This window comes from Paenibacillus sp. FSL H8-0548 (genome assembly GCF_038630985.1).
Taxonomy (GTDB): domain Bacteria; phylum Bacillota; class Bacilli; order Paenibacillales; family Paenibacillaceae; genus Pristimantibacillus.
Genome location: NZ_CP152049.1, coordinates 1,160,001 through 1,172,500, shown reverse-complemented (window position 1 = coordinate 1,172,500; position 12,500 = coordinate 1,160,001). Strand labels below are relative to the sequence as shown.

Here is a 12,500-nt window from a genome sequence, read left to right as displayed (position 1 = left end):
GGATTTGCGAGGCAGTTATTACTCGTTGTTCAGTTTTCAAAGAGCAATCTATTCTTTCGTTTGTGCTGCTTGTTTTTCTCGTTGACCGCGTGTGTCTCTCGGCCAGAAATAGAATATACCATGCATCATACTAGTATTGCAAGTGTTTTTTTGAATTATATTAAAATTAACTATAATACTCTGATTTCCACCCTATTGTATGTTACATCCTAATCTAATGAATTAGATATCAAACAAATGCCCTCCGGCCGCTTCATACAACCGGGAGTACATTTTCAACGCATACGTATCCGTCATCCCGGCGATATAATCGCAAACCAGCCTTGCATTCACTTTGTCGCAAGTACGGCTCCATCTTTGCTTCTCATCCTCAGGAAGCAGATTCTTATCATGAATCATCGCATCAAACAACTTTTCAATAATTTTACCTCCACGCCATTCAAATGTCTGAACCTTCTGCGAGAAAATGACATGGTCTGCGACAAGCTTCTTCAAATCCTCAAGCAATTGCATCGCATCCTCGGCAAGAACCGCTTTGTAACGCAGCCGATTAGACGTGAAGGTGGGCTGCGGCTCCGTAATTATAATCTCATGAATGAAGCCGGACACAAGATCTGCGAATAAACGTTTCATTGATTGGCCGTTCTTGCTGCTATCCGCAAAAAAACGATGAAGAGAATCTGAAATTCTAGCCGAAGAGATGGACTTATGTTTTTGGACAATTTCATATAAATAATCTGCTTTAATGAGATTAAGTTTAAAGGCATCCTCTAAATCATAGGTTGCATAGGAAATATCATCGGCCAGTTCAATTATGGAGCATTCAAACGTTTTGTTGAGCGTCTTCCAATGATTTCCGATTTCAGACTCCGTAACCTGCAGATAATATTCCTTCTCCTGTGGAGTGAATTTATTAATTACCCACTCAAATATGTGCTCGTCCTCTTCGAATACGCTGCTTTTCGGTGGTTTGCCCGTCTCCGCCGGATTATTCACAAGCTTCATGCTGGCAGGATATTTCAAAACCGACAATAAGGCCGCTCTTGTTAAATCCAGTCCCGTCTCACTTTGATCTTCTCTGCTCGTTAATAATCTGAACGTATGTGCATTGCCTTCAAAGTTCAGCTCAAAAGCTCTCATGCACTTGTTCAAGGCGCGCTCCCCTTGATGTCCAAAAGGCGGATGACCCAGATCATGAGCTAAAGCGGCTGCTTCTATTAAAGATATATCAATTTTGCTGTCAGAGTTTTTTAAGATATTGTTTTTTTCATTTAATGTGGTGGCTATTCCACGGGCAATTTGAGATACTTCAAGGGAATGCGTCAAACGGGTACGATGAAAATCCCCTTCGCCAATTCCGATTACCTGTGTTTTGGACTGCAAACGTCGAAAAGCTGCGGAATGAATTATGCGTCCAAAATCACGTTCAAAATCATCGCGAATTGAAACCCGCTGATTTGCATTATCCATATTCCTATGCCGTTCCATATCCGAATCCACGTAGAAGGTATTGCCAGCGTGATTGTATAGTATCATTAGGGTCGCTCCTAGTCGCTTTAAGTTAAAGCCATTTTAACAATATATGGTCATTACTGTAAATGATATATCAAGAAATTGTAAAGGGGAATTCATACGTGGGAAAAGTATTCGTTTTTTATGGACCATCTGCGTCAGGAAAATCCGAAATTCAAAAAGAGCTGACCAAGAGCGGCTATCCCAAAATCATTACAGCTACGACAAGAGCGCCTAGGCCGCATGAAGAAAATGGTGTCCATTATATCTTTATGAATATCATGCAATTCAAGCAGGGGCTTCATGACAACTCTTTTATCGAATCAACCGAATATAACGGGCATTATTATGGCACTTTAAAATCCAGCATCGAAGAGGTATTGAATCAAAATAGCAATGCTCATATTGTGTTGGATTTAGCCGGCGTTCTCGCTATCAAACAGCTATACCGTGATACCATTGCCGTGTATATAGGTGCTAATGTTGAGAGCATTGCAAGAAGACTTACACTCAGAGGAAGCTTGATAGAAGATACAGCGGCCCGAATAAAAAAAGCAGAACAGGTCGAATTGAGCAGCTCCTATCTGCAGCATGCAGATGTCATCGTCTGGAACCATGATGGCTTGCATTTTGATGAGACCATGCAGCGCGTTCATGAAATCATTAAGGTCGAATAGCATGAATTCCTTCATAGTCGCTCACCCATCCAAAAACGCGGCTATTCTGTAAACATACAGGATAGCCGCGTTTTTGGTATGCCTTAACCCCACCCAGTCCATTAACCACCACTAGCTGCTCCCAGTAACGTATTCTTTCATTTCGCCTAGCTATATAAGACGAGAAAACGGACCTTTTCGCAAGTGAAGTCATGCTGCAGCAGACACATCATCCCACAGCTTTGCGTTTAAACAGCAGATACATAAAGAATGGTGCACCAATTCCGGCGGTAAAGACGCCCGCGGGTATATCCAGCGGTAGGAAGAGCATACGTCCTGCCAGATCAGCAAGTAACAATATCATAGCGCCCAGCAAAGCCGACACGGGAATGACCATTTTGTACGAATGACCGACAAGCCTTCTAGCCATATGAGGTGCTAAGAGCCCGATAAACGAGATCATGCCGGCAACGCCCACCGCTGCTCCTGCAAGCGCAACACTATAGAACAACAAAACCAAACGGCTGAGCTGAAGTCTGCTCCCCAGACCGACCGCTACCGATTCCCCTAACGATTGCACATTCAGCTCTTTGGCATAAAGGATAGATAATGGGATGAACAGCACAATCCACGGCCACAACACTTCGATATACTTCCAATTGGTTCCGTAAATACTTCCCGTCATCCAGTTCAGCACCTGTGGAGCTAGATAGGCGGGGCCGCTGATAAGCAAAAACATCGTAAGTGCACCCATGGCCGTAGAAAGCCCGATGCCAATCAGTACAAGCCTGAAAGGGGATATTCCATTTTTCCAAGCTAAAGCATAGTTCAGGGCCGCCGTAAGAAAAGCACCAACGACAGCGATCGCAGGTACCCAGTGAATACTGTAACCGGTGAACAGTGTCATGAAAGCAACAACTGCCACGGAAGCCCCTCCTGTTACGCCAAGCAGATCCGGGGAAGCCAACGGGTTCCGTATGACCCCTTGAAGTACGGCGCCTGCAACCGCCAAGGCAGCTCCAATCAAGATTGCAGCAAGGATACGCGGCAGACGGAACTGCATAATAATTAAGTCGCTTCCTTCTTCATTCTTCCCCATGAGAGACAGCAGCGTTTCCTTAACAGGAATACTCGTCCCCCCAATAGACAAACAAAGAATCGACAGAGCCAACGTCGCCAAGCCAAGAATGACCAGCGTTAAAACTGTTTTTCTCATTCGGGTGTTAGGCATGGTTCCTCCTTCTTGCCACATGGATCAGAAACGGAACGCCAATCAGCGCCGTTGCTACACCTACCGGAACTTCCTTAGGCATAAGAATGAAGCGCGAAACGAGGTCCGCACACACGAGAAGAATCGCGCCGCTCAAAGCGCAATAGGGCAGCAGCCAGCGGTAGTCGTTACCGACAAGAAACCTGCAAAGATGAGGTACAATCAGTCCGATGAAAGCGATGGGACCAGCCGTAGCCACCGAGCTACCTGCCAAAAATACTACAGCCAAAACGGACGCTGCACGTATGAGCATCATGCGCTGTCCCAAACTCTTAGCAGAGTCGTCACCTAGAGCCATGACATTGAGTGAGCCTGCCAATCCGAACGATAGAACCCAACCGATGACGAGATAAGGCAGCACAATGAGCAAATGATCGATTTGCCTGCCCGACACGGAACCAACCATCCAGAACAACGCAGCTTCAAGCGACTGCTTATTCACGAGCATAATGCCTGAAGTAATAGAAGAAGCGAATGCCGCAACGGAGGCACCCGCCAGCGTGAGCCTCATGGGTTCAAATCCGCTTCTGCCTTGCATTCCCAGTGTAAATACGAGCAGCGATGTAAAGGCAGCGCCCGCCAGAGCAATCCAAACCATACCGTTCATGGTGAGTGAAGAGCCAAGTATGGCCAGTGCAATGACTATAAATAGGACAGCACCAGCATTAATGCCGAAAATCGAGGGCGACGCCAATGGATTTTTTGTCAGCACCTGCATAATTGCTCCCGCCATAGCTAGACTTCCTCCTACTGCTGCTGCAATCAGCGCACGAGGTACTCGTGTGTTCGTAATAATAATATGAGCATCCGATTCATCGAATTGCGTATAAGCCAGCCATAATTCTTTTGCCCCAAAGGTGTGAATCCCGTATAAGATACTAGCGAGCATGCCCGCGAGCAGCAAAAGAAAACCTGCGAGCAGCCCCGCCAGCTTCATCCTACGGCTATGCAGCACTAATGCCATGCTTATTCATTCCTCTCCTTACATAAATAAGCTGACGTCTGATGATCACGACGTCAGCTTTCTCATCTATATGCCAAATTACTTGATGTCAAAATAGGCAACGATCTCATCAAGGAGCAAGTTCGCCGCCTTGTAGCCGCCTGCCGTGTTCCAAATCGCCTCATCGACTTGCACAACCTTGTTGTTCTGCACGACATTTAATTTCTTGAATAAAGGATCATTCATCCACTCTTCCACCACTTTGGCAGCATCCGTCTTGCCGACTGCCTCTGTGACAAAATAGAACAAAACATCCCCATCCATGCTAGGAATCGTTTCTTTGGACATGACCTCAATAAACGAATCCTTGTCCTGTGATTCCGGACGTGCGAAGCCAAGATCGTTCAGGAGTACGCCTGAGAACGTCTGCTTCTGATAAATCCGAACCTGAGAAGCCGAGAAGCGAGCCACCGATACTTTCGTATCTGCCTTGCTGCCAATCTTTGCTTTCACATCGGCAACACGTTTGTCAAAATCGGCCATCGCCTTTTCGCCCTCTTCGGTCTTATTGATAGCTTCCATATAAAGCTTGAAATTGATTTTCCAATCTCCGCCCAAATCCTCCGCAAATACGGTTGGCGCGATTTGGATTAACTGGTCATATATTTTATCCTGTCTGACTTTATTGCCGATAATGAGATCCGGCTTCAGGCTGGCGATCATTTCAATATTCGGTTGCAATTCATCTCCAACTGCAGTCACATCCTGCATCTCATCCTTAATATGATCATACCAGGGATCGCCAATCCAGGATTGAACGGCTCCCACCGGCTTAACGCCTACGGCAAGAAGTGCCTCTGTACCTTCATTAGTAAGAATAACGACACGTTCAGGGGTGCCTGTGATTGTCGCTTCACCCATCGCGTGCTTAACGACTCTCGGAGTTTCGGCAGAAGCTGCATCCGTTAAAGCGGTAGCTGAGACATTCGTGCTTGAAGGGGCTGAGCCGCCATTTGCTGAATTCGTATTGGACGTGCCTGCCGAGCAAGCGCTTAACAGTAAAACAAAACAAAGCAATAATGATGCAGCCATTGGTGTTCTTGATCCTCTGTACATTGAAGATATACCCACTCTCTTTAATTGATAATGATTTTCATAACCATTACCAATATAACGTATGAGCTTGCGTGGGACAATTGCATATCTTGAACGATCCGCAGGATTATTTTGAACACTTGCTTTATATTGCCCTAGCGACATGCCTACCTGTTTTTTGAACATCCGATTAAAATAGCTGTCATCTGCGAACCCAACGCTCTCTGCAATTTCCTGCAGGGTAGCATCCGTATTCAGCAGCAGCTCCTTCGCCTTGTCAATGCGAACGGCAATCATATAATCGATTGGACTCTTGCCCACCGACTGCTTGAACTTTCTAGACAGGTAGCTCACGCTGCAATCGAGAAGCTCGGCAAGCTCATCCAAGGTGACACGATCCGCATAATTCTCCTGAAGATATCTAATGGCCTGCGAGACTAGGTCCACCTTTTTGCCCTGAATTCCTTGTCTGCTCATCTGGCTCAAAAGCTCATATACAAACTGATAGAATAATATTTTAATATGAAATTTCTCCAGTATGCTCGTCTGCAGCCACTCCTGCTCCATCCGCTCCACTCTGTGATATAAAGGAATCGGATATTCCGGGACAAAGCTGTATTGGAGTTGAAACGGATTGTCTGTCTCCATCAGCTTGAGCAGCGGCTGGCGGGCAGGCAGAGCGAGAAATGCTTTATAAAAAATCATGTAATATTCATAAAAATCCTGGGCGGCAATATCCAGGCACATTCCCTTGCCGCCATGCAAAACATGAAATCGATCCACAATGAATGCCGTCCCATCCAGCCATACCTTTGCGCTGCCTCTAATGGCGTACACAAATGCGCTTGTCGGCAAGCGGTAGGAGCGCAACTCCTCACCTGGCTCCATGATCGTGTGACGCACATCCATCACTTTGATCGAGGCTTGGTTCCATAGCAATAGGTGATCACTCATTTTCATTGAGTCATTTCATTCCTTTCTAACGTGACAGCTTAACGATCACAAACTACCACCCATTATATATGATAATGATTCTCAATTACAATAGATAGATATTGTTTTCTGAGCAGCCCAGTTTATTTTTTGTACTATGCTAGCCGTCATGAGCCCTCCTTCCACTATGATTGCTACCGTATTTATCCTCAACCTGCGACATTTTCTAATGAGTGCTGCGATGGTCGGTCAGTTGACTGGGTATAATTATCAATACCGTTCCCTATACGCCGGAGGATTCTTCACTGTGGTTCCAAGTTGCGCCTCTGGGCACGAAAAACCATAAAAGCCTTGATATACAACAATATCATTAACTTAAGAAAGCTATTAAACACAAAAATTGCCCCCTTTAGAATGATGCCTAAAGAGGGCAATTTTATTAGACTATACCGTTAAGTTAATGGCATTATGATATACATGACTTATATTGTTTAAAATATGAGGGAGCAGATAGATTGGCTAGACATCATTCTCCTCAGAGAGTATCTCCAGCCGCTCCTCAAAGCTCAGTTTTGGACAAGTACCGCAATAACCGCTCTTGGTGCCAGTGTTTTTAAGCTGATAAGCTAAACAGCAATATCGACGTAAATAGTATGCACTTTCAGGATGCAGTGGATGTGGAAAGCTTCGAAACTTCGCGGTTAGGGGATTGCCGCACCTCGGTGCCATTAGAATATCCCAATCAGCCATAATAAGCTGAAGGCGTTCCTTCGTCCCCCAAATACTTCGATTGCTTTCCATGCGCGCATAAAAATTTTGAAGATTATGAGAAATCAACGACCACATCACTTTAACACTGCTTCCCGTAAGGGCCGATACTGCATCAAAGATATTCTCCGTATGCTGCAGCACAAGATAGAAGTATTCCGCCACTATAACGCTGCGCTCTTTCGAATCCAACTGAGACACTATACTTGGAAGCTCAAGCTTTGTTTGATATTCCATGGACGCTTGATTTGTCATCCGAAAACGTACATCTGAGGGAGCAGAAGCTAGTCGGAAATCAAATAAGCTAATTGCTGAAATCAGTCCCATAAATAATACAGAATAACGCTTCGCGAATAAAGTGCCCACTACTCTTTGATCGGGATTCCCCAATTGTGCTGCTTGCAAATTGATAATAGATGCTCCTGTAGATAAATCAAGCAGGTCCGCAGCTGCAAAAGGATAAGGCTCATCCTCAGACTCTCGAAAAGAGATACGAAAGTTATTTTCCAAAAAGGACGCTGCGCTCTGTGAATTTATAAATTCAGACATAGTCCTTCCCTTTCTAAATGAAGAGCCGGCTCGTTTATTCAATCATTTTCAAAACGTCATCTACAATCAGTCCACGACCGATTACACCCCAGCCTTTAAATAACCAGTAGGAATCCGTTTCATAAACCATATTGGACTGTACAGCGGGAACCTTGCTCCACAATACACTCTTGTTTATGCTGTTCAGATTATCGCGCCCATTCGGATCAACCTCTAGTACGACGTAATCAGCATCTAAATCGGGAATTATTTCTAAAGATAGATCGCTTCGCTGCTCATCGGGAGTAAGTGCTGTCTTCGAGAAACCGAGATCATGATACAGCAGTGTATTCGTCGGGTGGCCTTTTTCAGCATAAATTTGAAGATTCTTCTCTCTCACCCTCAGATATGCGAGCTGATTATTTTCCAAGCCGTTAATTTTCTCACTCGCCTGCGCCGTTTTCAGCTCCAGCTCAGCAATTTTTTCTTTTGCCATTTCTACCTTGTCGTAAAGCTCAGCGACCTTTAATAAATCCTGAGTCCAATACGTTGTATCATCTTCATATTCAAGCCACTCTGTCCCAAGTACAATTGTGGGCGCAATCTTCTCCAGTTGTGCATAGGTCTCTTCTGCCGTCCGGCTCTCAATAAGAATGACATCCGGCTCAAGCTGGGCAATAGCTTCAAGATTCGGGCTATCTGCTGAGCCTACAAGCTGAACACCTTCAAGCTCGCTTGCCATATAAGCAAGATAATCTCCACCATACCGAACCTCTACGTTTACGCCATAAGGCTTCTCGCCAATCGTGAGGAGATGATCAATATAGGCAGCTGATAGGACAACAATTCTATCAATCTTCGTCGGAACAATGGCTTCTCCTTTTAGATGAGTAATCGTTCGCGTTGCTTCCCCTGCTACTTCTACAACTGGTTCTTGTTCAGATGACTGCTCCTGATTCACACTGTTCTTTCCGCAAGCTGCCATTGTTATCAGCAAAATGACTAGAAAGACCATGGGTGCTATTCTGTTCTTAAACATTTGTTTCTGTTCCTCTTCTCTATTTAATAATAATAATCATTATCACTAATGATAGAGAAGTGTAGGCTGATTCGCAATGGATTATTCCGGCTTATACTGGTGGATCATTTCACCATTCTAAACTCCCAAATGTACTGCTATGTCATTCATTCCCCGCATTCTACCCGTCGGACCTAATATTTTGAACAACAGATCATTGGCATTATGAACACATTTATTCCGGACAGCGTCTAACGCGGTCCACTGCTCAGACTGAAGCAGCATATGTAGCCGTTGTCTTGCTTCTAGCGTAGGATCCGCCATCAAAAAAATATGATCTGCATTAAACAATACTAAGTCCTTCAGTTGAATATCAACAGCCCACTCTAGGCCTGGAAATTCACGAGGCAGCGTAAAACCAAGATCATCATAAAGAAGGCTGCCAGTTTGATTCAATTTTCCATAAACTCGATAATAGTCCGGTCTCACTCGTATAAAATAAGCGGTCGTCTGCCCCCAGCGTGCTCGAATATTGTTTTTAATCGATTCCTTTCGTTCTACATACTTGTCTACCCAATTCGCTGCCTGCTTCTCCCTACCCAGTATTTTTGCCATATGCTCCAGCATCGTCCCATAATGATTTGAATGTGTCAGAACTGCAGTAGGCGCGATTTGATTTAAAGCTTCATCCTGAATCAAACGATCACTCGTAATCATAATATCGGGCTTTGTTCTCAGCAATATGTCGTAGTTCGATTTGCGGCTGTCGAGCGCAAGTCCTTCTTGCGTATATTCACTAAGCTCTATTTCAGGGTAAGAAGAGGAAACTCTCTCCGCGTAAGATAAAGCAGCTACCGGCCTTAAGCCCAGCGTAAGCAAATGATCATCAAGCCCGTAGTAAAGGGCTGCAATGCGATGGCATTTGTTTTTTATGTATAATGTAGGTGGAACACCCTCAGCCTTCTTAAACACTCTGCTAAAATAGTGCTCATCCTTATAGCCTACTTGCTCAGCTACCTCTTTTGCTTTTTTAGACGAGAACAGCAATTGCTTTGCTTTGGCCATCCGCTGCTTAACAAGATATTCTGTCGGAGTCATATTCATTTGCTGCTTGAAGGTTCGCGTAAAATGATTCATGCTGAAGCCTGCCATTTGGGCTAGCTGCTCTATTTTGATATCCTGGATATAATGCTCATTCATGTACGCAATCGTTCGCTCCATTCCTACTGGAGTATAATTATCGGTCTGCGAGTTCTCAATGTTCATGACTTCATGAAGCAAATCCGAAAGTATCATTCTCTTTGAGTGACGATCGGGCAGCAGTGAACTTGCTTTCCTATTAAGCAATTGCTCTATAAGGCCCTTGATCTGAGGAGATTGACCAGACACTCCGAGCTTGCCCTTAAGTATAAAATCAGGTCGCTTGGTCATCCAGCCTGCATCATTCTTGATCAATTGAACGCCTGTAAATAAAATTAATGAATACTGAACTGGACTATCATTATTAGACTTTCCTTCAATAATCATATCTGGCTGCAAAATAAATAAATCGCCCTTGGCTGCTGGAAAAATAGCACCGTTAATGACAAGAATACCTTTACCGCTTGTTATGCTGCATAACGCGTAGGTATGCAGAGTTCTCTGTATTAAAATAGGTTTGGCTTCACAACGATAGTGATAACTTCGTATAGAAGTGAAAAATAACTTCTCCAGTAGACGTGTAGGGTTAGCGTTATGCATTACTCAACTTCCTTTCTGCAGTGAGCTCTTCCATCGGCATCAAAATTCCCGTTCAGTATCATTGATTTATTAAGCTTACCATAAGACTCAGATATTAGGACGAGTAAACAACGCAAAAAGCTCTTTAGATCAAGGTTATGATCTAAAGAGCTTTCTTTGTGTTCATTTAATGCGCGTGGAGGGACTTGAACCCCCACGTCGTGAAACGCCAGATCCTAAGTCTGGTGCGTCTGCCAATTCCGCCACACGCGCAAGTAAGAAAAAATGGTGAGTCATGTAGGATTCGAACCTACGACACCCTGATTAAAAGTCAGGTGCTCTACCAACTGAGCTAATGACTCATAGTAGTGGTGGAGGATGACGGGATCGAACCGCCGACCCTCTGCTTGTAAGGCAGATGCTCTCCCAGCTGAGCTAATCCTCCATGGGAACATAAAAATCCACATATACAGACTTGCTTCACTTTAGTACAAGTGAAACATTTGCACATTGAAAACTGGATACGAAAGATAGGTTTGCTGAACCTTTATGCTGCTGTCTACCGGATGTATGGGTCACAGTAAACGTGTTTAGGATAAGCCCTCGACCGATTAGTATTCGTCAGCTACACACATTGCTGTGCTTCCACCCCGAACCTATCAACCTCGTCGTCTTCAAGGGGTCTTACATACTGGGAAATCTCATCTTGAGGGGGGCTTCGCGCTTAGATGCTTTCAGCGCTTATCCCGTCCGTACTTGGCTACCCAGCGGTGCTCCTGGCGGAACAACTGGTACACCAGCGGTACGTCCATCCCGGTCCTCTCGTACTAAGGACAGCTCCTCTCAAATTTCCTGCGCCCGCGACAGATAGGGACCGAACTGTCTCACGACGTTCTGAACCCAGCTCGCGTACCGCTTTAATGGGCGAACAGCCCAACCCTTGGGACCTACTTCAGCCCCAGGATGCGATGAGCCGACATCGAGGTGCCAAACCTCCCCGTCGATGTGGACTCTTGGGGGAGATAAGCCTGTTATCCCCAGGGTAGCTTTTATCCGTTGAGCGATGGCCCTTCCATTCGGTACCACCGGATCACTAAGCCCGACTTTCGTCCCTGCTCGACTTGTAGGTCTCGCAGTCAAGCTCCCTTATGCCTTTGCACTCTGCGAATGATTTCCAACCATTCTGAGGGAACCTTTGGGCGCCTCCGTTACATTTTAGGAGGCGACCGCCCCAGTCAAACTGTCCACCTGACACGGTCCCCGAACCGGTTTCACGGTTCTAGGTTAGAACTCCGATACGATCAGGGTGGTATCCCAACGGTGCCTCCACACAAGCTGGCGCTCATGCTTCGTAGGCTCCCACCTATCCTGTACAGATCGTACCAAAGTTCAATATCAAGTTACAGTAAAGCTCCATGGGGTCTTTCCGTCTTGTCGCGGGTAACCTGCATCTTCACAGGTATTAAAATTTCACCGGATCTCTCGTTGAGACAGCGCCCAAGTCGTTACGCCATTCGTGCGGGTCAGAATTTACCTGACAAGGAATTTCGCTACCTTAGGACCGTTATAGTTACGGCCGCCGTTTACTGGGGCTTCGGTTCACAGCTTCGGGTTACCCCTAACCGCTCCCCTTAACCTTCCAGCACCGGGCAGGCGTCAGCCCGTATACTTCGCCTTACGGCTTCGCACAGACCTGTGTTTTTGCTAAACAGTCGCTTGGGCCTTTTCACTGCGGCCCCCTCGGGCTATAAACCCTACCGAGGCACCTCTTCTCCCGAAGTTACGAGGTCATTTTGCCGAGTTCCTTAACGAGAGTTCTTCCGCGCGCCTTAGCATACTCTGCTCGCCTACCTGTGTCGGTTTGCGGTACGGGCACCTAGATCTCACTAGAGGCTTTTCTTGACAGCCGGAGTACATGACCTTCGCTACTGTAATTTTCGCTCCCCATCACAGCCCAGCCTTATAGTGTGCGGATTTGCCTACACACTAGCCTCACTGCTTAGACGGACTATTCCATCAGTCCGCGTCACTGCCCTTCTGTGTCACCCCATTGCTCAA

General features: G+C 45.7%; 9 protein-coding genes, 3 tRNA genes and 1 rRNA gene (1 of these 13 only partly in view). 2 read left to right on the top strand and 11 right to left on the bottom strand.

Annotated features, from left to right (window positions below; genetic code table 11):
- Window positions 1-222: 222 nt before the first annotated feature.
- Window positions 223-1,536, bottom strand: coding sequence for an anti-phage deoxyguanosine triphosphatase (locus MHI37_RS04840; RefSeq protein WP_083676596.1), 1,314 nt, complete (start codon window positions 1,534-1,536; stop codon window positions 223-225).
- A 98-nt stretch (window positions 1,537-1,634) separates the two neighbouring features.
- On the opposite strand from MHI37_RS04840, the gene MHI37_RS04835 reads away from it, so the two are divergent.
- Window positions 1,635-2,189, top strand: coding sequence for a guanylate kinase (locus MHI37_RS04835; protein WP_076340065.1), 555 nt, complete (start codon window positions 1,635-1,637; stop codon window positions 2,187-2,189).
- A gap of 208 nt (window positions 2,190-2,397) precedes the next feature.
- Here the strand turns inward: MHI37_RS04835 and MHI37_RS04830 are convergent, their stop codons facing one another.
- The 3 genes from MHI37_RS04830 to MHI37_RS04820 form a co-directional block, all read right to left on the bottom strand.
- Window positions 2,398-3,399: an iron ABC transporter permease gene (locus MHI37_RS04830; RefSeq protein WP_144023831.1), complete on the bottom strand. Its 1,002-nt coding sequence runs from the start codon at window positions 3,397-3,399 to the stop codon at window positions 2,398-2,400.
- The gene (locus MHI37_RS04825) at window positions 3,392-4,402 is read right to left on the bottom strand and encodes an iron ABC transporter permease (RefSeq protein ID WP_076340064.1); all 1,011 of its coding nucleotides are present in this window, start codon (window positions 4,400-4,402) and stop codon (window positions 3,392-3,394) included. Before MHI37_RS04825 ends, MHI37_RS04830 begins: the two co-directional genes overlap by 8 nt.
- Window positions 4,403-4,480: 78 nt before the next feature.
- Window positions 4,481-6,436: an AraC family transcriptional regulator gene (locus MHI37_RS04820; RefSeq protein WP_076340063.1), complete on the bottom strand. Its 1,956-nt coding sequence runs from the start codon at window positions 6,434-6,436 to the stop codon at window positions 4,481-4,483.
- A gap of 118 nt (window positions 6,437-6,554) precedes the next feature.
- Here MHI37_RS04820 and MHI37_RS04815 point away from each other — a divergent pair, with 118 nt between their 5' ends.
- Window positions 6,555-6,755, top strand: coding sequence for an AzlC family ABC transporter permease (locus MHI37_RS04815; protein ID WP_256710732.1), 201 nt, complete (start codon window positions 6,555-6,557; stop codon window positions 6,753-6,755).
- A 173-nt stretch (window positions 6,756-6,928) separates the two neighbouring features.
- Here MHI37_RS04815 and MHI37_RS04810 read toward each other — a convergent pair whose 3' ends face one another.
- The 7 genes from MHI37_RS04810 to MHI37_RS04780 all read right to left on the bottom strand — a co-directional run.
- Window positions 6,929-7,726, bottom strand: coding sequence for a (2Fe-2S)-binding protein (locus MHI37_RS04810; RefSeq protein ID WP_076340061.1), 798 nt, complete (start codon window positions 7,724-7,726; stop codon window positions 6,929-6,931).
- Window positions 7,727-7,760: 34 nt separating this feature from the next.
- On the bottom strand, window positions 7,761-8,744 hold the full coding sequence (locus MHI37_RS04805) for an ABC transporter substrate-binding protein (protein ID WP_076340060.1): 984 nt from the start codon (window positions 8,742-8,744) through the stop codon (window positions 7,761-7,763).
- 117 nt (window positions 8,745-8,861) lie between these two features.
- Window positions 8,862-10,463, bottom strand: a complete 1,602-nt coding sequence (locus tag MHI37_RS04800) for an AraC family transcriptional regulator (protein WP_076340059.1) — start codon at window positions 10,461-10,463, stop codon at window positions 8,862-8,864.
- 170 nt (window positions 10,464-10,633) lie between these two features.
- Window positions 10,634-10,715: transfer RNA gene (locus tag MHI37_RS04795), tRNA-Leu, on the bottom strand.
- A 13-nt stretch (window positions 10,716-10,728) separates the two neighbouring features.
- Window positions 10,729-10,804, bottom strand: a tRNA-Lys gene (locus MHI37_RS04790).
- A gap of 7 nt (window positions 10,805-10,811) precedes the next feature.
- A tRNA-Val gene (locus MHI37_RS04785) sits at window positions 10,812-10,887 on the bottom strand.
- Between the two features lie 146 nt (window positions 10,888-11,033).
- Window positions 11,034-12,500, bottom strand: a 23S ribosomal RNA gene (locus MHI37_RS04780) (it continues 1,465 nt past the right edge of the window).

Coding starts and splice junctions, on each gene's coding strand:
- MHI37_RS04830 (WP_144023831.1), bottom strand. CDS start 3,399: ATGCCTAACACCCGAATGAGAAAAACAGTTTTAACGCTGGTCATTCTT.
- MHI37_RS04820 (WP_076340063.1), bottom strand. CDS start 6,436: ATGAAAATGAGTGATCACCTATTGCTATGGAACCAAGCCTCGATCAAA.
- MHI37_RS04800 (WP_076340059.1), bottom strand. CDS start 10,463: ATGCATAACGCTAACCCTACACGTCTACTGGAGAAGTTATTTTTCACT.
- MHI37_RS04840 (WP_083676596.1), bottom strand. CDS start 1,536: ATGATACTATACAATCACGCTGGCAATACCTTCTACGTGGATTCGGAT.
- MHI37_RS04805 (WP_076340060.1), bottom strand. CDS start 8,744: ATGTTTAAGAACAGAATAGCACCCATGGTCTTTCTAGTCATTTTGCTG.
- MHI37_RS04825 (WP_076340064.1), bottom strand. CDS start 4,402: ATGGCATTAGTGCTGCATAGCCGTAGGATGAAGCTGGCGGGGCTGCTC.
- MHI37_RS04810 (WP_076340061.1), bottom strand. CDS start 7,726: ATGTCTGAATTTATAAATTCACAGAGCGCAGCGTCCTTTTTGGAAAAT.